This is a genomic window from Arthrobacter sp. R1-13, from assembly GCF_054161475.1.
The window spans coordinates 3,826,764-3,847,712 of record NZ_CP096420.1; the positions used below are offsets into that span (position 1 = coordinate 3,826,764).

16 protein-coding genes are annotated in these 20,949 nt (G+C 62.0%); 14 read left to right on the top strand and 2 right to left on the bottom strand.

Annotated elements, in window-relative coordinates:
- Positions 1 to 25: 25 nt before the first annotated feature.
- The 14 genes from M1D88_RS17745 to M1D88_RS17810 all read left to right on the top strand — a co-directional run bounded on the left by M1D88_RS17745 (position 26) and on the right by M1D88_RS17810 (position 19,492).
- Positions 26 to 2,185 carry an amylo-alpha-1,6-glucosidase gene (locus tag M1D88_RS17745; RefSeq protein ID WP_458112054.1) on the top strand — a complete coding sequence of 720 codons (2,160 nt, stop codon included), beginning with the start codon at positions 26 to 28 and terminating at the stop codon, positions 2,183 to 2,185.
- A gap of 264 nt (positions 2,186 to 2,449) precedes the next feature.
- Positions 2,450 to 5,929 carry a putative Ig domain-containing protein gene (locus M1D88_RS17750; RefSeq protein WP_458112055.1) on the top strand — a complete coding sequence of 1,160 codons (3,480 nt, stop codon included), beginning with the start codon at positions 2,450 to 2,452 and terminating at the stop codon, positions 5,927 to 5,929.
- A gap of 253 nt (positions 5,930 to 6,182) precedes the next feature.
- Positions 6,183 to 7,529: a sugar ABC transporter substrate-binding protein gene (locus M1D88_RS17755; RefSeq protein WP_458112056.1), complete on the top strand. Its 1,347-nt coding sequence runs from the start codon at positions 6,183 to 6,185 to the stop codon at positions 7,527 to 7,529.
- The gene (locus M1D88_RS17760) at positions 7,526 to 8,467 is read left to right on the top strand and encodes a carbohydrate ABC transporter permease (RefSeq protein WP_458112057.1); all 942 of its coding nucleotides are present in this window, start codon (positions 7,526 to 7,528) and stop codon (positions 8,465 to 8,467) included. Before M1D88_RS17755 ends, M1D88_RS17760 begins: the two co-directional genes overlap by 4 nt.
- Complete coding sequence (locus M1D88_RS17765; RefSeq protein ID WP_309108284.1) at positions 8,464 to 9,330, top strand: carbohydrate ABC transporter permease; 867 nt, start codon at positions 8,464 to 8,466, stop codon at positions 9,328 to 9,330. The genes M1D88_RS17760 and M1D88_RS17765 overlap by 4 nt, the downstream gene beginning before the upstream one ends.
- A 36-nt stretch (positions 9,331 to 9,366) precedes the next feature.
- On the top strand, positions 9,367 to 10,638 hold the full coding sequence (locus M1D88_RS17770; protein WP_458112058.1) for an enolase C-terminal domain-like protein: 1,272 nt from the start codon (positions 9,367 to 9,369) through the stop codon (positions 10,636 to 10,638).
- A gap of 29 nt (positions 10,639 to 10,667) precedes the next feature.
- Complete coding sequence (locus M1D88_RS17775; protein ID WP_458112059.1) at positions 10,668 to 11,486, top strand: NAD-dependent epimerase/dehydratase family protein; 819 nt, start codon at positions 10,668 to 10,670, stop codon at positions 11,484 to 11,486.
- A gap of 63 nt (positions 11,487 to 11,549) precedes the next feature.
- Positions 11,550 to 11,999 carry a universal stress protein gene (locus M1D88_RS17780; RefSeq protein ID WP_458112060.1) on the top strand — a complete coding sequence of 150 codons (450 nt, stop codon included), beginning with the start codon at positions 11,550 to 11,552 and terminating at the stop codon, positions 11,997 to 11,999.
- Between the two features lie 6 nt (positions 12,000 to 12,005).
- Positions 12,006 to 13,079: a lactonase family protein gene (locus M1D88_RS17785; RefSeq protein WP_458112061.1), complete on the top strand. Its 1,074-nt coding sequence runs from the start codon at positions 12,006 to 12,008 to the stop codon at positions 13,077 to 13,079.
- A gap of 18 nt (positions 13,080 to 13,097) precedes the next feature.
- Positions 13,098 to 13,973, top strand: a complete 876-nt coding sequence (locus M1D88_RS17790) for a LysR family transcriptional regulator (protein WP_458112062.1) — start codon at positions 13,098 to 13,100, stop codon at positions 13,971 to 13,973.
- A 121-nt stretch (positions 13,974 to 14,094) separates the two neighbouring features.
- Positions 14,095 to 15,009 carry a 5-dehydro-4-deoxyglucarate dehydratase gene (gene kdgD / locus M1D88_RS17795; RefSeq protein WP_458112063.1) on the top strand — a complete coding sequence of 305 codons (915 nt, stop codon included), beginning with the start codon at positions 14,095 to 14,097 and terminating at the stop codon, positions 15,007 to 15,009.
- A 45-nt stretch (positions 15,010 to 15,054) separates the two neighbouring features.
- On the top strand, positions 15,055 to 16,656 hold the full coding sequence (locus tag M1D88_RS17800; protein WP_458112064.1) for an aldehyde dehydrogenase (NADP(+)): 1,602 nt from the start codon (positions 15,055 to 15,057) through the stop codon (positions 16,654 to 16,656).
- Between the two features lie 156 nt (positions 16,657 to 16,812).
- The gene (locus tag M1D88_RS17805; RefSeq protein ID WP_458112065.1) at positions 16,813 to 18,912 is read left to right on the top strand and encodes a penicillin acylase family protein; all 2,100 of its coding nucleotides are present in this window, start codon (positions 16,813 to 16,815) and stop codon (positions 18,910 to 18,912) included.
- The gene (locus tag M1D88_RS17810; RefSeq protein ID WP_458112066.1) at positions 18,899 to 19,492 is read left to right on the top strand and encodes a GNAT family N-acetyltransferase; all 594 of its coding nucleotides are present in this window, start codon (positions 18,899 to 18,901) and stop codon (positions 19,490 to 19,492) included. The genes M1D88_RS17805 and M1D88_RS17810 overlap by 14 nt, the downstream gene beginning before the upstream one ends.
- Positions 19,493 to 19,626: 134 nt before the next feature.
- Here the strand turns inward: M1D88_RS17810 and M1D88_RS17815 are convergent, their stop codons facing one another.
- Together M1D88_RS17815 and M1D88_RS17820 are read right to left on the bottom strand one after the other, a co-directional pair.
- Complete coding sequence (locus tag M1D88_RS17815; RefSeq protein ID WP_458112067.1) at positions 19,627 to 20,316, bottom strand: DNA alkylation repair protein; 690 nt, start codon at positions 20,314 to 20,316, stop codon at positions 19,627 to 19,629.
- Between the two features lie 127 nt (positions 20,317 to 20,443).
- Positions 20,444 to 20,941, bottom strand: a complete 498-nt coding sequence (locus M1D88_RS17820; protein WP_458112068.1) for an SRPBCC family protein — start codon at positions 20,939 to 20,941, stop codon at positions 20,444 to 20,446.
- Positions 20,942 to 20,949: the final 8 nt, after the last annotated feature.

The window sequence follows — 20,949 nt, forward strand, 5'->3', positions numbered from 1 at the left end:
TGGTCTTTTTCATAAGGAGCCTGAGATGGCCGGATGGAATGCCGACAACGCAGCCGGGAGCACCGGGCAGGGAGCCGTCACGCTGGTGGCAGGATCTTCCTTCTGCATATCGCTCCCGAACGGGGATATCTTCCCCCACCATCCTCACGGCGTTTTCTACCAGGACACCAGGATCCTGTCGCGATGGGCCCTCACTGTGAACGGACAACCGCTTGAGCCGCTCGGGGCGTGGACGTCTTCTCCGTTCCAGGGCGTGTATGTCGGGAGGGCAACGCGCTCCGACGGCCGTGCAGACAGCCCCCTGACCGTAGAACGGAAACGTGAGCTTGGCGCCGGTTTTGTGGAGGACATCACTGTTTACAACTATTCCGTTGAGCCGGCACCCTGTGAGGTTGCTCTGTCCGTGGAGGCGGATTTCTCTGATCTATTCGAGGTCAAAGACGGCCGGTTCCTTCGCCGCTGGGAACAGACCCGTCGGGCCAGGGCGGGCTCTGTGACCATCGAAGCAACCTGGCAGGGATCACGGAACGGAATCGTCGTACGCGTGCGGGACTCCGAGGTCACTGCCGACGGTCTCGTCGTAAACATGGTGGTCCCGGCACACGGAAAGTGGACGGTCCGAGCCACCGTACTGCCCCTGTCAGCGGAAACGGATGTGGACGCCGGCGTTCCCACCGTCTCCCTGTCAGCGGATCTCATCTCCGCGCAGGAGCGGCGCCAGAAGGCCTGGGAAGAGCGCGTTCCGCTTCCCCGCACGGGAAATCCATCCATCGAACGAAGCCTCGTGCGCAGTCACGACGACATCGGCGCCCTGCGCATCGTGGACCCTCTTCATCCGGACCGTACGGTGGTGGCCGCAGGGGCACCGTGGTTCATGGCGTTGTTTGGACGGGACGCGCTGCTGGCCTCCTGCATGGTCCTGCCCGTCGATGCAACGCTGGCCCTGGGCACGCTGCAAACCCTGGCCGACCGGCAGGGGTCGAAAGTGGATCTGCTGACCGAAGAGCAACCGGGACGGATCCTGCACGAGGTGAGGCTCGACGTCGGAACGGGCCTTGCCCTGGGCGGCAGGTCGGTCTACTACGGCACGGCTGACGCAACTCCCCTGTTTGTCACGCTCCTCGGGGAAGCCAGCCGGTGGGGACTTCCCGCTGAAGACATCGCCGCGCTGCTGCCCAACGCCGACCGTGCGCTGGACTGGATCCGGGACTACGGCGACCTCGACGGCGACGGCTTCGTTGAGTACGAACGGCTCAGCGACCAAGGCCTCATCAACCAGGGCTGGAAGGACTCGTGGGACGGAATCAATTTTGCCGACGGCCGGATCGCGGAGGCCCCTATCGCCTTGTGCGAGGTGCAGGGCTATGTCTACAGCGCTTACGTCGCCAGGGCGTGGATGGCCTACGAGGCAGGCGACGATGCGCTTGCCATCGATCTCCGGGAACGTGCCGAGCGGCTGAAGGCACAGTTCAATGATCAGTTCTGGCTCCCGGACCGCGGGTACTACGCCATCGCACTGGACCGTGACAAACGACCCGTCGATGCCTGCGCCTCCAACATGGGCCACTGCCTGTGGTCGGGAATTGTGGACGAGGACAAGGCACCTCTTGTCGCCCGGCGTCTCATGTCCCCGGAAATGTTCAGCGGCTGGGGCGTACGAACCCTCGCCACGGACATGGGAGCCTACAACCCGGTCAGCTACCACAACGGCTCAGTGTGGCCTCATGACAACGCCCTCATTGTTGCCGGCATGATGAGGTACGGCCTGGTGAAGGAAGCGCAGCGGCTCTCCTCGGCGCTGATGGAGGCCGCAGAATTCACCGAGAACCGGCTTCCCGAGCTGTTTTGCGGGTTCAGCCGGGCCGATTACCCGGAGCCTTTGCCGTACCCGACGGCATGCTCCCCCCAGGCCTGGGCATCGGCGACGCCGGTGATGCTCGTCCGGAGCCTCCTGCGATACGAACCACACGTCTCCCGGGGTGAGCTGTGGTTGGACCCGGCCCTCCCGGAAGGTTGGGGAAGCCTGCACACAACCAATCTGCCGATTGGAGAGTCGAGGGTTACGCTCGATGTTTCCGGCTCGCGCGTGGCCGTTTCGGGACTACCCGAGGGCATGGTGCATCGAAGGGGAACCCGCCCACCGCTGACCGACTTGGTGGACCTCAGCGGGCTGCGCAGGACCTGACAGCGGAAGGCAGCTCCTTCCCCTGGCCCTTCCTCCGACAAAGCAGATGCCGACGACGGCGGGACCTCCCGCCGTCGTCGACTGGCGTTAAAAGTCATAACGAAGGTTCCTTTTCCGCGAAACACTAGTGTTTTCAGGATAACGATTGCCTGAGCCGTGCATCACAGCTAAGCTTCCGGATAGCGCTTGCCATCCCTGTCCTTCCCGATGGCGCACATCACCACCCCAACTAAACAGGAATCACCAATCGATCCAGGAGGACCGATGAAACATCCTTCAACGATGAGGCGATGGGCCCGCACGCTCGGGCTTGCCGCGGCACTTTCCCTCGTAGCCCCGGCAGCCGGCTTTCCCGCACCGGGCGGTACTGCTCCTGCGACGGCGGACACCGGCCAGGACGTGACCATCACTGAAACAGTGGGCGCGAATGGCTTCGTCCATCCGGGCATCGGCGTGAGTGCTGACAGCCTGCGCAACGCCAGGAGCATGGTCAAGGCAGGCACCGAACCGTGGAAGACCTACTACGACGCCATGGCCGAGACGCCCTTCGCGGCGAAGAATTTCCGTTCCTCCAACGGCAGCACTGTCATCGATCAGCCAGCCAGCACCGCCTTCAACTCCCAAGGTATCCAGAGCAGACTTATCCGTGACGCCTTCGGCGCCTACACCCAGGCCACTCTCTACGTCATCACCGGCGACCCCGTGTACCGGGAAAACGGAATGCGGCTCATCCGCATCTGGAGCAACATGGACCCGGCCAAGTACGCGTACTACCCCGACGCCCACATCCACTCCGGCGTGCCGCTCTACCGGATGGTTGCGGCGGCCGAGATCTTCCGTTCCACCAGCGTCCCCGAGGGATACACGGCCTATGACCTGAACTGGCACGAGCAGGACACCGCCAAGCTGAGCGCCAACCTCATCGGGCCCATGACGGAAACGTTCCTGCACACAAACTGGCGTTACCTGAACCAGCACGGATACCCGCTCACCGGGGCCATAGCCGGGTACATCTTCACTGAGAACCGTCAGCGGTATACCGAGGCAGTGGAGTGGTACACCGTCAATGCGAACACCTCCCGTCCCGAGCAGAACGGATCGCTCGCAGCCCTCTTCCCGCTCATCTCCAAGGATGATCCCCTCAACCCCTACGGCTACTCCTTTGTCCAGCACCAGGAAATGGGCCGCGACCAGGCCCACGCTTGGGACGGCATCAACATCCAAGGTGCACTGGCCCGTTTCCTCACCGTCCAGGGCACCAAGATCGACCCCGCGGCTGGCACGGTTTCCACTGCCTCCAATGCTGTCTCGCCGTACAAGTTCCTCGGCGACCGCCTCCTCAAGGCCGCGAATGCCTTCACCGGGTACATGCTCGGGTATGAAACGCCGTGGATCGACACCACCGGCGGGCCGGGCAGTCTCTCTGAGGCCTACCGCGGCCGTATGTTCAACCCGATCGACGAGCTCTACCACGTTTACAAATACGACCTGGGCGTGGACGTCGAAAAGGAAGCTCCGTACGTCGCCGAACTTCACGTCAAAGCGGACGGGCCCAAGTTCTACTGGGGCACAGGCGCGTACAACTCCTGGGAAAGCAACCCTGATTACAGTCCCGAGTACTGGCTCTCCCTTCCGGCTGAGATCGCTGGCCAGACCCGCCCCGTCGCTACTGATGCCAAGATCCAGTTCGAGACCCGCAGCTCCGCCACGGACGGGAAGAAGCTCAAGGTCAGGACCGAGGACGGCCGCACGTTCGTGCACGTCGGTGCAGCAGATAAAGGCCGCACAATTGCCGCCCGTACGCTCATGTACGTCAGCCGCACCGGCTACAGCCCGGTCGGTGTCCAGTTCAGGAGCAACGGGCCCGCAACCCTCGCCATCGGGAACGACCCCGCTAAGCGGCTGGAAGTACCTCTTCCAGATACTCAGGGCCAGTGGCGCAATGTGACCTATGACGTGGACGTGGAGAAGCTGAACGGCGTAAGCCTGGGCGGCGAAAACCTGGCCTACTTTACGGTCATCGGAGCGGATGGCACAGAGGTGGACTTCGATTACGTCAACCTCGAAGCCAAGACGCAACTGACCGTGCCGCAGTTCCCGGCAGACACTGCAACGCCCATTATCGGAGTGTCGGGCGCCGCGCTTTCCCGCTCGCTGGCGGCAACGGATGCCGGAGGAGAGTCGCTGCAATACTCGACCATGGGTCTGCCCGCCGGCGCCCGGATCGACGCCACAACCGGTCAGCTTCTCTGGACTCCGGCCGCTGACGCAGTCGGCGAACACACCTTCAAGGTAACGGCCGACGACGGCACTTCCGTCGCGACGCGTTCCGCCACAGTGGTCATCGCCCCCACCCGGCAGGCCGCCTTCGATGCCGCCCTGACAGGGTTCGATCCGAACGCGGTTTACGAGACGCCATCCTTCGCATCCTTCGAGACAGTGAGGAATGAGGTCCGGACGGCAATGGAAACAGCCGACGACGCCGGTTACCTTGAGCAGCTTGTCCGTCTGCAGAAAGCTGTGAAGGAGCTCAGGCTGCTGACTCCCAGGCTGGCAGACGACAAATCAATCGATTACCGCGGGCTCGTCACCACAAACCCGACGGGCGTCCAGCCGAGGAACCTCGTGGACGGAAGCTTCCATTCCACCACCGGAGACCTGCGGGCACCTTTCACGCTTGACTTCGGCCAGGGCTTCCAGGTTTCCGCCGATGCATTTGGCCTCCAGGCCAGGTACAACTTCGCCAACCGTTCCCAGGGCGCCAACGTGTACGGCTCCCGTGACGGACGGACGTGGACGCTGCTGACGCAGCGGGAGACCACCAACACTACCGCCATCGACTTCGCGATGGAGACGATCCCGGCGCGCGCCGAGGTGGCAGGGCAGACGTTCCGCTACCTGAAGGTCCAGGTGGACCACCCGGGTGTGCCAACTGACCCCGCCTACCCGGGGATCTCATCCTTCGGCGAGTTCCGCATCCACGGCGAACGTCATGAGATGGCCACCGCAATTTCCTCGCTGTCCATGGCAACGTCCAACGCGGACAAGGGTCTGGCCACAAACGGCGACACCGTAACACTGGCCGCCGTTGCCACCGAACCACTGTCCGGGCTGAACGTCGTCGTCGAAGGAGCAGCCGCCACTGCCACGTCCGCTGATGGGATCAACTGGAAGGCCACCGCAGTGTTGCCTGCCGACGTCGAATACGGCCGGGATGTGCAGTTCAGCCTGGAGTACCGGACGGTCTCCGGTAAGGTCGGCACCACGCTCACAGCCACAACCGACGGCAGCCGTCTTGCCTTGTGGAATACGGCGATCCAGCGGGTTCCGGTGGCTCAGGCCTGGGTGGACGCTTCAACCCGCGCATGGCCAGGAACGGGCACCACGCAGGAGAATGCGTGGAAGATGTTCGACAGGAACACGAACACCTACACGGACACGACGACGGCGAACGGCTGGGTCACGGTGCGGCCCACCGACGCCGCCACACGCATCGTCACCAACATCGTCCGGGTCTTCCCCCGCGCGAGCCACATCAGCCGGGGCAACGGCACCGTCATCCAGGGATCCAACGACGGCGGTGCAACGTGGACGACGTTCCTCACCATTAACGGCATGACCGCCGCCAACTGGTACACGTTCCCGCTCCCCCAGCGCGCAGACTACGCTCAGGCCAGGGTGCTCGACGAGCACGGTGGCAACGTGAACCTTGCCGAAGTGGAGTTGCTGAACAAGGCGGGCTAAGCCCTCCCGCAAACCCCATTTGGCCATACTCGGGGCCGCATTCTGGTGATCAGAATGCGGCCCCTTGTCGTTGTGCTCAGGGCTGGAGGCCCGATGTATTGATGCCGTAAAGGTATCAGTCGATGCAATATCGGGCTTAGACAGACATTGCCGGGATGTCTACTGTCGGAGGCAGGTAAGAACTGTGCCGGTCCTCACATCACCGGGTGATGGTCCCCCTCTATTCGCCAAACATCTATGGACAAGGAAGCTCATGATGAAATCGAAAATCTCCGTCGCGCTCAGCGTTGGGATGCTCGCAGTGGCAGCACTCGCGGGTTGTTCGCAGGGAGGTGCCGCTCAAGGCAGTTCCGTCCAGCAGAACGACGAAAAGTCGCAGACCCTGGAGATCTGGCAGCGGAAGGCACCCGGAAGTCCTTCAGATAAGGTCGGCCAGGAGGTAGCCAAGGCGTTCAGCGATGCTACCGGCGTTCAGGTTGAATTCACCTCGATCCTGGAGGACTTCGAAATCAAACTTCAACAGCGCGCTTCACAGGGAGATCTGCCCGACGTTGTCATCAACGACACCGCACAACTCGGAAACATGAAAACCCAGGGCCTGCTCCGCGAGATCGATCCCGCCAGCATAGAGGGCTCGGACAAGATCAAGCCGAGGGCCTGGGAAGGTGCAAAGGCGGCAGACGGTAAGTTCTACGGCGTACCGCATACGGCCCAAACAGTTGCTTTGTTCAATCGAGCGGACTGGCGCAAGAATGTTGGCGCTGAAGTCCCGACGAACTGGGATGAACTGGTCAAGCTGTGGGAGTCCTACTCCACAGGGGACCCCACAGGTACCGGAAAAGACGTTGCAGGCCTGGGCGTCCCGGGATCCACGAAGCGTGGCTACATCTCATGGAACACTTCCTCCTTCTTTTGGTCCGGCGGCGGAGAGTACTTCAAAGAGAATGGCAACGGAAAGTTCACCTCGGAAGTCGCAAGCGACGGATCTGTAGCGGCCGCAAAGTGGATCCGCGGACTGGTGTGCGAACACGACGTTCTCCAGCCCGGAGTGGGCAGCCAGGACACCACCAACGTCAAAGAGCTGTTCCAGACGGGCGCCGTCGGGTCCTACCTCGTGGCGCCCTACGAACTGGCCAGTTTCGATCTGAAACCGGGCAAGGACGTAGTGGAGGTCTTCGCCCCGCCAGCAGGCCCGGCTGGTCTCACCACTCTGGCAGAAGGTAACAACGTTTATCTGATGGCCGGCAGCGCAAATGAGTCGGCACAGGAAAAGTTTGCCGAATGGGCAGTCTCTGCCGAAGGTCAGACGGTTGCAATGGCTGGCGACAGGGAAGGCAACCTGGTCCGCGTACCCGTCAACTCCGATGTGGATATGTCGAAGGTTCGAGCGGACTCCCGCTGGCAGATGTTTGAAAAGCTGTACGAGGAGAATGGACGCTACGTTCCCGCCGTTCCCAACTGGGCTCCGTTCCTTAACGCCTCAGCGGAGACCCTCAACACGCTCATCAGCGACTGCAGCCTGGACGTTGCTGAGCAAATGAACAAACTGGACGAGAAGTTCACTGCTGAGCTTGAAGCTCAGGGGGCGCTGGCGGAATGAGCAATTCTGCGCTCATCGAGAAGTCTCGAGAATCTGAGCGATTGCCCAGCGGACCAGCCAAGCGGCGTTCCGGCCGTAGGAATGGGGCCTTCTGGGTCCCGTGGGCATTCCTCGCTCCCGCGCTTGTTCTGTTCCTGATGTTCAAGTTCATCCCCATGGGGGAAGCCGTGATGACGAGCTTCCAAAACGTCCGGCCGTTCCTCGGCAACCAGTGGGTTGGCCTTCAGAACTACAACGCATTGGTATCCAGCGATGATTTCCAGGGCGCGGTCTGGCATACGCTGCTGCTCGGTGTGGGACAAACCGCTGGTTCCTTGCTGCTGGGCTTCGTCCTGGCCCTTCTCCTGGAAGGACAGGCAAAGCGGCTGTGGTTCGTAAGATCAGCCGCGTTCCTCCCAGTAGTCGCACCGATGGCCGTCATCGCCGAAGTCTGGCGCATCATCTATCACCCCACAGGCGATGGCATAGCCAACCAGGTTCTTTCCTGGATCGCTCTGGAACCCTCGCAGTGGATCAACTCGCCCGACTCATCCCTCGTTTCTGTGATGCTCGTTGGAATTTGGCGGGGTGCGCCTTACGACATGATCATCATCGTCGCCGGTCTGGTCAGTGTGGACAAATCCCTCTATGAAGCGAGCGCGCTCGACGGTGCGGGCCCGCTCCGCCGGATACTCTACGTAACGCTGCCGGCGCTCAGGCCCGTGATAGCCATCCTCCTGACCCTGGCGGCCATCCGCGGCATGCGGGTATTCACCGAGGTGTTCCTGCTGACAAACGGCGGACCAAACGGCTCCTCTGAGGTGGTCATGACCCTGATCTACAAACTTGGCTTCGAACGCAATCAACTCGGAATCGCTGCAGCAGGCTCGGTTCTTCTCTTTGCGGCCACCGTCGCGTTGACCCTACTGATCCAGCTCTCCCGCAGGAGGAAAGCATGAGCACCAGTTTCGATTCAGCCTTGGGCCTGGGAACCAACAACAAACCCTGGATCAAGGCAACCAACTACTTCCTCTGGGCGCTGATCATCGTCGTCTTCGCCGGGCCTTTGATCGCCATTATCGTGGGCGCCTTTTCCACGAACCGCGACCCTTCACAATTGAGCTTGATACCTCAGCAACCGAGCTTGGAGAATTTCTCCACAGCCCTGGACCGCAGCGTCATGCTCTATCTGGGAAATTCGCTCATCGTGGTGGGCATCGGCCTCCTGTTCCAAATGCTGGTCTCGGTTTTTGCTGCGTATGCCCTGGCCCGCAAGAAATTCAGGGGACGCGGAATTGCCATGCTGCTGGTTCTGGCAACATTGATGCTGCCCGAGGAGATTCTCGCGATCCCCCTCTCACGGGTCCTCTCCGATGTTCCATTCATTGGCGTCAACCTCATCAACACCCTCGCCGGGATGATCGTCCCTGTCATCGCCTGGGGATTCTCCATATTGGTGATGACGGAGTTCATGAAGGAAGTGCCGATGGAACTCGAGGAGGCGGCAAGGATTGACGGAGCAGGCGAATTGCGCACTTTCTTCTCTGTCATCCTTCCCACCTGCACACCCGCTCTCGGCGTGATCGGTGTCTTTGGCTTCACCATGATCTGGGACCAATACCTTCTGCCCCTGATCGTCGCCTCCGATTCGAACATGTTCACCCTTCCCCTCGCGCTGCGGAGCCTCAGGGCGGATCCGGAGGTAGGGCTCGGAGTTGTCCTTGTAGGAGCCACCCTGGCTCTTCTGCCCTCCGTCATAGCCTTCCTCTGCTTCCAGAAGTCCTTTATGCGCGGGCTGGCCTCGGGCGCGGTCAAAGGCTAGAACGCAACCCATATCTACGATTGGACCTACATCTACATGAGCCGACACAAGATCAATCATGTTGCCATCACTCCCGTCGCTTTCACCGATCCCCCCTTGCTCAACGCCGTAGGAGTGCACGAGCCACTGGCTTTGCGGGCAATCGTTGAAGTCCACACTGCTTCCGGGCTCATCGGCTTGGGGGAAACGTACGGCGACGCCGGCCATCTGGAACTGTTGACAAAGGCAGCAGAAGCCGTCAAAGGTGCCTCGCCATTCGACGTCGGACGGCTTTGGAGCGTCATTAGTGGCGTTCTTAACGGGACCACCGGGGGCTCCCGGACAGGTTTGATGGGCCCTGAAACGTCCGGGAAGACCATTGGCAGCGTAGTGGCGCCCTTCGACTCGGCCTTTTATGACCTTCAGGGCCAAATCCTTGGGGAACCTGTGTGGCAGGTACTCGGCGGGAAACATCGCGACAAGGTCGACTTCAGCGCCTATCTCTTCTACAAGTGGGCAACGCATCCCGGCGCCGAAGAGGATGGTTGGGGTCAGGCCCTGGACCCGGCGGGCATTGTGCGCCAGGCGCAAAAGATGGTCGATGAGTACGGTTTCAAGTCCCTGAAGCTCAAAGGTGGTGTTTTCGCACCGGAGCAGGAAGCCGAAGCTATCGAGGCACTGCGGAGCGCTTTTCCCTCGTTGCCCCTGAGAGTGGATCCGAACGGCGCCTGGTCGGTCGAGACGTCCGTGCGCATTGGCAAGCGGCTCGGCGAAGCCCTTGAGTACTACGAGGACCCCACCATGGGGCTTGAAGGAATGGCAGAGGTGGCCCGCCGGACAGGTATTCCGATGGCAACCAATATGTGCGTGGTGGAAACCGGCCATATTCCGGAAGCAGTCCGGCTCAACGCCGTCCAGGTGATCCTGATCGATCAGCACTACTGGGGAGGGTTCCGGCCATCCCTGAACCTCGCGGCACTCTGCAAGATTTTCGGTATTGGTGTGTCGATGCACTCGAACAGCCATCTTGGAATCAGCCTCGCGGGAATGGTTCATCTTGGTGCCGCCACCGAGAATCTGACCTACGCCCTTGACACTCACTGGCCATGGAAGGACCCGTCCGAAGATATCGTCAGCACAGCGGATTTCCAGTTCGCTGACGGCGCGATTCGTGTACCGGATAAGCCTGGCCTTGGGATAGAGCTTGACCGCGAAGCCTTGGGCAGGCTGCACGAGAAATATCTGTCTTCGAGCATCCGTACCAGAAACGATACCGGCTACATGCAGTCGATTGAACCCGACTACGAGTACGTGGCTCCCCGCTGGTAAGGCGACAAACACATGATGGAAGTGAAGTCTTGAACGTCACGACGGGTTCGACGGTGCTCATCACCGGATCCTCGGGCCGAATGGGGACAGCATTGAGTGCGGACCTGGCCTCGAAGGGCTTCAATCTTCGACTCCTTGATCTGCGGCCGCACCCGGATCCGCCAGAAGGCGCCGTTGAATATCTGGGCAGCTTGGAGGAACCCGGCCGGATTGAGGCCGCTGTTGACGGAGTGGATGCTGTGATTCACCTGGCAGCCTTGCCCAATGAAGACACGTGGGCCGAGACGGTGTCCCAGACGGTCAACAACACTGAATTGTTGCTTCGGAGCTGCGCCTCGGCTGGTGTCAGCAAGATCCTGCTTGCCTCAAGCCATCACGTAGCCGGTTTTTATGGCAAGGCGGAAACGCTTCCTGCCGACGTATTGCCGCGGCCTGACACCTACTACGGAGTGGCCAAGGCCACAGTCGAGGCCATGGGCTCCCTGTACCACCACAGATTCGGAATGGACGTGCTGGCCCTGAGGATCGGCTCGTGTTTTCCAGAGCCTCATGCTCCGAGGTCCATGCCCATTTGGTTGTCGCCGCGGGACATGACCGGCATCGTCCTTGCCTGGCTCTCATTGTCCGGATCCACTTTCCGGGTGGCCTGGGGGGTTTCCAACAACTCCAGGGGGTTCCTGTCGACGAAACCCCTACTGGACCTGGGATACAGCCCAAAGGACAACTCGGAAGACTTCCTTGCGCAGCTCACAGAAAAATTTGGATCGGCTGCCTTCTCGGAAGCCCAATACGACAACCTTGGAGGTCCGTTTTGTACCGCACCACTGGGACAAAAGATGGAGGGATAAGGGCATGACCAGCCATCCCGGATCTTATTCTCACACTTCCGCGATTCCAGTTAAGGACAGACCTTGAGCATTATCGTCGGCATCGACCGTACGCCTGCCGGCCAGGCATCCCTGGCCGCCGCCATCGAGGCGACCAAACCGATGAAGAAGAAGCTGTTCATCGTCCCCGTTGCCCGCGAGGGGACGATCTTGGATCCTGCTTCAGCCGCGGAGCTGCTCGAAGAGTCGAAGCTGCAAGCGTCTGCCGCTGGCGTAGACGCTTCAGTCCTCGCGACCACTGCTGGGAAAGACCCGGTGGATGAGTTTCTTAGGCTGGCTGCGGACGTGGATGCATCACTGATTGTCATCGCGATGCGGCAACGCTTCGAGGTTGGGCGCTTTATCCTCAGCAATAATGCCTTACGGATCATGCTGCAGGCAGACCGTCCTGTGCTCGCAGTTAAGTCTGCCCTACCCCCGATGCGATCCGGTGATGAGGCTTTACAGGATCTGAAGCAGATCCGGGCCCGGTAGCCCGCCGTGGCTCATTTCGCCGTCTACGTTGCCTGCTGGCAAGGCCAAAAAATCGACGTCCTGCTGCTTGATTCGACATCAGGTAGCCTGGCTCCTTTGTCAGGGTTCTCGACCGCCGCACCGGTTCATTGCCTTGCCCTGAATCCGGCGAAGGGAATTCTCTACGCCGCGCTTGCAACCACTCCGCCGTCGGTGGAATCACTGACCATCACTTCCGGCGGTTCCCTCGAGCACTCAGCAACGGCCGGTTCTGTTGCCCGCCTGGCTTATCTCAGCCTGGATCAAAGAAGCCGATACCTTCTTGGCGCTTCCTACGAGGGAAGTTTTGTGTCAGCCGCACGCTTTGACTCCAGCGGCAGGGCCTTGGATGCGCCGAGCAGCATCAGCAGCCCGGGCCGCAACGCGCATACGGCGCTTACGAGCCCCGACGGACGATTCGTCTACGCGACCTCGCTGGGGGATGACCGGGTTGTGTGGTGGGCTCTGGATGATGAAGGACGTCTCTCCCGGCAAAGGTCTGTTAGCTGCCCACCCGGGAGCGGCCCCCGCCATATCCGCTTTTCGCCCGACGGAGCAGTGCTTTATGTGCTCCATGAATTCTCGGGCACCGTAACAAGCTACTCACGGGACACGCTCACCGGGGCGCTCACGGAAACGGACCAGGTTTCAACCGTTGGCCCAGAGTTGGACCTGGTACCGGGGGCCATCCGGAACGGCACCGGACCTGCCCCGAAAGCAAACGCCATTTGGAGCGCTGAACTTCAAATAACCCCGGATGGACGATTTTTATATGCCACCGAACGAACCAGCAGTACCATCTCAGTGTTGGCCCATCACGCCCGCAAGCGGTCCTTAACACTCCTGGCAACTGTGAAAACAGAGGAGCAACCGCGCGGGATGGCCATCGACCCGACCGGAAACTTCTTACTTGTCTGCGGAGAACTCTCAAACAGGCTCTCCGTTTACCGTATTAACCGGGATACCGGATTTCTGACGTGGGAATCCGGCCTGAAATGTTCAGCTGGCCCTAGGTGGATAGAGTTCTTTCCGTACCGGGAAGCCCCAGACAACCCGGAATGAAGAGTGCGGAAAGGTCCCATGTTTACCATCGAGCAATTGGCCGGCTTCGTGGCTGTTGCCGAGGAGCTCCACTTCGGCAGGGCTGCAGAGCGGCTCAACATGACCCAGCCTCCTTTAAGCCGTCAGATCCAAAAGCTGGAGAAGACGGTAGGCGTGGAACTTCTCACCCGAAACAACCGGAAGGTCGAACTGACTTCGGCCGGCGCAGGCTTTCTCGAAGATGCGCGCCGCCTGCTGACCCTCGTCCAACGGGCCCCACTGGCTGCCCAGCGAGTCGCTGCCGGTCACACCGGGCTCCTGCGGATCGGCTTTACGGCTGCCAGCAGTTTCAGCATTCTTGGGCCGTTGCTTGAGGAGATAGCGGAAACGATCCCTGAGGTGGACATCGATTTGCGCGAAATGGTCACCGGGGAACAGCTGGCGGGGCTGGAAAGTGGCGAGCTCGACCTGGGAATCGGACGGCCACCCTTCGACAAAGATCTGTTTGATTCGCGGCTGCTTTACCGGGAAGGCCTGGTCCTGGCGGTTCCTGACGGCCATCGACTGGCCCAGCTGCACACAGACATCAGCCCGACAGACTTCAAAGATGAACCCATCATTATGCATTCGCCCACTGAGGCGAGGTACTTCTACGACCTCGTGGTCAAGATGCTCCCCCTGCACCACGGCAACGTGGTTCACACGGTCAGCCAGATCCTGACCATGGTCTGTCTCGTCGCTGCCAAGAGGGGCGTGGCCTTTGTCCCACAGTCCACGGCGCTCCTGGGGGTGGCCGGAGTACAGTTCCTACCTCTGGAAAGTCAGCAGGCAGACCCTGTTGAACTCCACGCCATCTGGTCGCGCAGCAGCACCAATCCCGCGCTTACCCGGCTGCTGGCATCTCTGTCCATGTAAGAGCAGCGATACCCATAATGCATCATGAGATACAAAAAATGACTTAGACAGGCATTGCTGGCCTCAATAGGCTGAGGGAAACCAAGCGCCGCATCAGCGGGCGGACCCGGAGGACTTTATTGTGGCCAACTACTCGCACCAGGAACTTGCAAACACCCTCAAGGAGGGGCTGCTTTCCTTTCCGGTGACATCCTTCGACGCGGAGTTGCAGTTCGATGAGGAGAACTACCGCAAGCACCTCGCATGGCAGGCCAGCTTCCCGGTGGCCGGGTTATTTGCGGCAGGCGGAACCGGGGAAGGCTTCTCCCTCACTCCCGCCGAGTCTGAACACGTGGTCCGCACCGCCGTCGAGGAAGTGGGGAACATGGTTCCCGTCCTGGCATCGGCCGGCGGGTCCACCGCACAAGCTATTGAAAATGCCAGGGCCGCCGAGGCCGCCGGGGCTGACGGCCTCCTTCTCCTGCCGCCGTACCTGACGGAGGCAGACCAGGAAGGCCTGCTTCACCACGTCAGCGCCATCTGCAGCGCCACGTCCCTCGGCGTCATCATCTATAACCGGGCCAACGCCATCTACAAAGACACCACCGTCGCGGCCCTCGCGGACAAGCACGAAAACCTGATTGGCTTCAAAGACGGTGTCGGTGACCTTGAGCATGATGCCAGGGTCTATGCGAAGCTCGGCGACCGCCTCTTCTATCTGGGCGGGCTCCCCACCGCTGAGACTTTCGCCCTTCCGCTGCTCCAGCTCGGCATGAGCACCTACTCCAGCGCCATGTACAACTTCGTCCCGCAGTTCGCCCTGGACTTCTACCAGGACGTCCGCAACCAGGACCGCACGGCCGTGAATCAGAAGCTGAATGAATTCGTCATCCCCTACCTGGATATCCGTGACCGGGTCAAAGGATACTCAGTCTCGATCGTCAAAGGCGGCCTCGAGGCCATTGGCCGTTCGGCCGGCGGAGTCCGCCCGCCGCTGCAGAACCTTGCCGAGCAGGACCTGGCCGACCTCACTGCACTCATCGCCACTCTCTCCTGATCATCGCCGTCTCCTGACCTTCACTGTTTCCGAGGAGGAAGCCCCATGACGCTCACTGGACATTCACTTATCGCCGGGCAGCACGTCGCCGGCAAGGGCACAACAGCCTTTGGCTACAATCCCGCCACTAATGCGCAGCTCGAACCCGCCTACTCACTGCTCACGGAGGAGCAGCTTAAGGCTGCCACAAACGCAGCCGCGGAGGCCTACCCATCATTCAGCATCCTCGACCCTGAGACCCATGCCGGCTTTCTTGAGGCCATCGCGGGCAATATCGAGGCCATCGGGGATGAGCTGATCATCCGCGCCGGCCAAGAGACGGGTCTGCCGGCAGCCCGGCTGCAAGGTGAGCGTTCCCGCACCATCGGCCAGTTGCGGCTCTTCGCCGATGTTGTCCGGCAGGGCGACTTCCGCGGCGTACGGATCGATCCCGCCTTGCCTGACCGTTCTCCGCTCCCCCGTGCCGACATCCGCCAGCGCCAGATCCCGCTGGGACCGGTGGCGGTCTTCGGCGCCAGCAACTTCCCGCTGGCCTTTTCGACGGCGGGAGGAGACACCGCTTCTGCCCTTGCGGCGGGCTGCCCGGTTGTCTTCAAAGCACACAACGCCCACCCCGGAACAAGCGAGCTCGTCGGCCAGGCCATCGCAAAAGCCGTCAGGGACCATGGGCTGCACCCAGGAGTGTTCTCCCTCATTTACGGCCCCGGCAGCAGCATCGGCCAGGCCCTCGTAGCGGACCCCGCCATCAAGGCCGTCGGCTTCACGGGGTCGCAGCAGGCCGGCATCTCCCTGATGCAGACTGCCGCTGCGCGTCCAGAGCCCATCCCGGTCTATGCCGAGATGTCCTCGCTCAACCCGGTCTTCGTATTTCCGGGCGCCCTCAACGGCTCCGCGGCACACATCGACGCACTGGCACAGCAGTACGTCACAGCCGTCACAGGAAGTTCAGGACAACTCTGCACCTCCCCCGGCCTGCTGTTCGCCCCCTCTGGTGAGGCAGGCGATAACCTTGCTGCCGCCGTGGGACGTGCCGTGTCTGCCCAGGCGGGCCAGACGATGCTCACTGAAGGGATCGCCGCTTCGTGGAACTCAGGCGCCGCGGCGCTCGGGTCTGCGGACCATGTGGCCGTCGTGGGACACGGCACCGAGGGCGGCACGAAAAATGCCCCGGCGCCGACCATCTTTGGCACGGATATCTCCAGCTTCGTGTCCAACCACATGTTGCACGCGGAGATATTTGGTGCCGCCAGCCTGGTGATTCGCTACAAGACCGCCCAGGAACTGATCGAGGCCACCAACAGGATGGAAGGGCAGCTCACCGCCTCCTTGCAGCTCACCGAAGAGGACTACCCGGCAGCCTCCCGCCTGCTACCGGCCCTTGAACAGAAGGTGGGCAGGATCATCGTCAACGGCTGGCCAACCGGCGTGGAAGTCGGCCACGCCATGGTCCATGGCGGCCCGTTCCCCGCGACCTCCGATCCAAGGACAACCTCCGTGGGGACCCTGGCCATCAACCGCTTCCTCCGCCCGGTCGCATACCAGAACCTGCCCCAGGAGCTGCTGCCGGCGCCGCTGCAGGACTCGAATCCCTGGCAGCTGAACCGCCGGATCGACGGCAGAGTGGAATCCGGGCAGGTCTTCGCCTAGGCGGATCAGCCGGTGCCTTGGGGCCTTTGTTACCGGCAAATTTTGGGAACGCTGAATCAGCACCCTATTCTGTGGTTAGCCAAGCCTTACCTAACGACTGTCCGGAGAATCACGTGCCTGCTGCCCCTGGCCGCCACCTGCCCTGTTGCCTTGCCGATGACGTCTGAGACGTACCGGGACCCGTGGGGAATCCCCCATCTTCGCGCCGGCAGTCCGAACAAACTGGCCTTTCTCCAGGGGTCCAATGCGGCCGCGGACCGCTCGTGGCAGATCGAGATGGAGCGTTGGCGCTCGGAGGGCAGGACTGCTGAGCACCTTGGAGTGGACGGCCTTCACTGGGACCGGTTTGCGCGGCGAGTACGGCTCGATGACACTGCCCGGCGCTGCTTTGAAAACCTGGATGCTGACACGCAGCGCTGGTGCACAGCCTATGTGGACGGGGTCAACGATGCCTTGAAATCCGGCCGTCGTCATGCGGCAGAGTTTGCCGCCACGGGCACAGCACCTGCTTTCTGGGAACCGTGGACACCGCTGGGGGTCTTCCTGGTTCATCACATCCTTTTCGGCACCTTCCCGAACAAGCTGTGGCGCGCTCACGTCGCCGAAACGATCGGTGCCGAGGCCGTGGACATTTTCAGCATCGAAGCCCCGGTGTGGGCCGGCAGCAACGCCTGGGCTACAACCGGCAACCTGACCGAATCTGGATCTCCGCTCATTGCCGGGGACCCGCACCGCCTGATGGAACTGCCCGGCGTGTACCAGCAGGTGCGCTTGGCGTGCCCGGAGTTCGACGTCGTCGGACTTGCCTTTCCGGGCGTTCCCGGCATGCCCCACTTCGGGCACACCGGAAGCGTGGCCTGGGCGGTCACGAATGCCATGGCTGATTATCAGGACCTGTACAGCGAGCAGCTGAAGCACGAGGGCAGCCAACTCCTGGCCCTCGGGCCGGAAGGCTGGAGCCCGGTCCGCGCTCATCATGAGGAAGTGATCAGAGTCCGCGATTCTGAGCGGGAAACAGTGGAAGTGATTGAAACCGACCGTGGACCGGTCATCTCCGGCGGGCCCGACGGCGGGGCGCTGAGCCTCCGTACGCCCTCCCGGGCAGCCGAAACGCTGGGCTTCGAGGCCCTCCTCCCCCTCCTGCTGAGCCGTTCCGTGGACGATGTGGAGGCAGCCCTGGAAAGCTGGGTGGAACCCGTCAACTGTGTCCTGGCCGCTGATTCCAGCGGGGCTGTGCTCCAACTCGTTGCAGGGAAAGTCCCGGCACGGAGCCGGGACAACCGCGTCCGTCCGGTTCCGGCGTCGTCGTCCGAACACCAGTGGGCCGGAGCGTGGGAGAAGCTCCCCCGCTCCTCGGTGGCCGCGTTGGCTGTGCATGCCAATGACCGGGACGCCGGGGGTGGTGACAGGCTGGGGCTGGAATTCGCCCCGGCCCACCGTGCGCAGCGGATCCGGCAACTTCTGGTGGATCACCGAACAAAACCGGGCGGGGGCGGTTTAACCACGGCTACTATGCAGCGGATCCACATGGACTCTCAACTCGGTTCCTGGCCTGCCTTTCGCGGGCTGCTGCTGAGCCTCACTCCGCTGTCAGACACCGGCCGCGAATTCCGCGAGCGCCTTGTCGATTGGGACGGGCTCATGGACGGGGACAGTACGGAGGCCGGGGCCTTTGCGGCATGGCGGTCGGCCCTGGTCCGCGCGCTGGGGAGCGCCCCGGAGTTGCTTCCGCTCACGGCTGCCAACAGCCACTCTCCGCTGTTCGCGCCATGGCTGGATCCGGAGGCCCGCATCGGTTTCGCCCTCGAAACGCTCCTTGCAAAGGGGCCCGGATTCGGCGTCGACGTCGAACTTGCTGCGCGGCAGGCTCTCGAAGAAGTTGCCGCAGCCGCTCCGTCTGAAACCTGGGGAGCCAGCCACACAGTCCTTCCTCTCCATGCACTGGCGGACCACGGCTCGGCCGCTGCAGCGGCGCCCACGGTCCCCGTCACCCGGTTGTCCGGCGACACCGGCTGCGTCCTCTCCACTGAAAGCCTCCCGGGAGTTACCGACAGGTCGTTCCGCGGGCCGGTGGCCCGTTATGTCTGGGACCTTCAGAATCGCTCCAACAGCCGTTGGATCGTGCCGTTTGGTGCCTCAGGCCGTCCCGAAGACCCGCATTTCGCCAGCCAGCTGCCTCTGTGGGCTGCTGGGGAACTCATCCCCGTCGTCACTGACTGGGAGCAGCTGACCAAGGAGACCCATGACCCGCGCTGACACAGGCCTCCCGCTTTCTGCCAGGGGTTCAGTCTACGAAGAGAGCCTCCCTGGGCTGGGCCGTCTGCGGCTCCTTCCCCTCATCCCGGAAACAGACGCCGATCTGGTCCACAGCTGGGTGAGGGAAGAACGTGCCCGTTTCTGGGGCATGCGGAACCTGAGCAGGGATGAGCTGCGCGACATCTATCTGTTTCTGGACAGCCTGAAAACCCATCATGCCTACCTCATATCCGTGGAGGAGCAAGCTGTGGGGCTGTTCCAGACCTATGAGCCGCTTGAGGATCCGGTCGGCGAGGTTTATGAGGCCCGATCCGCCGATACCGGCCTGCACCTCCTGCTGGCTCCTGCCGAGCGACCGGTCCCCAACTTCACGCCCACCCTCATCGGGGGCCTGATCCGTTTCCTGCTCTCCGATCCCACCAAGGACAGGGTGGTGGCGGAACCCGATGCCCGGAACGCCAAGATCATCCAAAGGCTGCAGGGATGTGGTTTCGAGCCCGGCCCCAAGGTGCAGCTCGCCGAAAAGGAAGCCCAGCTCGTATTCCTGACCAGGGACAGATTCGAGTCCCGGACCGCCTAACACGAGGCGCCGACGCCGGGATCGCCGGAAACTTGCCTGGTCGCCGTAAGCTTCCGGCGACCCCGCAGTTTTCCGGCGACTTCGGTGCGAGGACCAGCCACGACCAGCGTTCAGGGCCGCGGAGCTAGAGCGGCTCACAGATTCTTCAGCGCTTCCCGGCGGGACAACGGGCTGAGGTCTTCGCCATGCTCTGCAACGAAAGCCCGCACCCACTCCGGATCCGTCTTGGCGTATTCACGCAGTGCCCAGCCGATGGCCTTCCGGATAAAGAACTCCGTGTCCGCCAGGTTCGCTTTAATGACCTCGCGCAGCAGCCCGGTGTCTGTTTGGGCTTTTGCCTTCAGCTGGGCAGTGATGGAGGCACGCCTGATCCAGAAATCCGTGTCCCGGCTCCAGTTGCGGAGCAGCGCTGTCATCGTGGGACGGTGGGCCTGGAGCAGCCCGCCGATCCGCTCAGACACACCGTCAACGAAGTCCCACGACGCTCCGGTCCTGATGATTTCCTCGTACACCGGGAGCATCAGCGGTTGATGCCGAGCCAGCCTTAGACCGGTGAGATCGATCGCGGCATAATGCTCTTCCCGGAAGGTTGCGGTGCGCCAGAGTTCCAACACAGTCTCCCTCAACTGCTCCAGAGATACGAACGGATGAGCGGCTGCCGCGGCAGTCGTTAGCCGCCGCACCTCGGGAACCCTGACGCCGAGGGACGGGATGGACGATTTCATGTAGGCCTGCGCCCCGGCGGCGCGTGCCGGGTCGCAACGCTCCGCCAGCCCCAGACGGATTGCGGCAAGGAGCTCAGTGTTAAGGGCTGGATTCACCATGCAGCCACTCTAGTCAGCTGTGTACGCCAGACCGCCTTGCAACCGAGACAAAGGGAAGCGGACGACGGCCGGAAGTCCCGCCGTCGTCCGCTTCCTTCTGCTGTTGTGAGGGTAGGTAAATGCCTGGTCAGGTGCGGGCGTGTTCGGAGAGGATGGCGTCGATCTGGCTGACTGCCTCCTTCATTCCTTCCTCCATGCCCATCTCGACCATCTTCTCCATCTGCTCTTCGGACTCGAACGCGGAAGAGACGGTCATCCGGGTGCGGCCACCGATGTCCTCCAGATTGACGGTGGCGTGGGTAGTTCCCATCGCGTCGACCGGGGCACCGTCGTCGTCGGCGAATCCGTCGTCAAACGCAAGACGCTTGGGGGCCTGGATGGAGGTGAACTGCCACCAGCCACGGGCTTTCTCCCCGTCTGGACCGGTCATGAAGTAGGCGGCCTTTCCACCGGGCTGGAAGTCGAACTGTTCGAACGTGGCAGGCCAGGTGGGTGGACCCCACCAGCGCTCAAGCTGCCGCGGGTCTTCCCAGATCTGCCAGACGCGATCGACGCCGGCGTCGAACTCTGCGATCAGGGTGAAGTTCAACCCCTCGAGGTTCTTCGTGGAACTGATAACGGTCATTGCGGAAT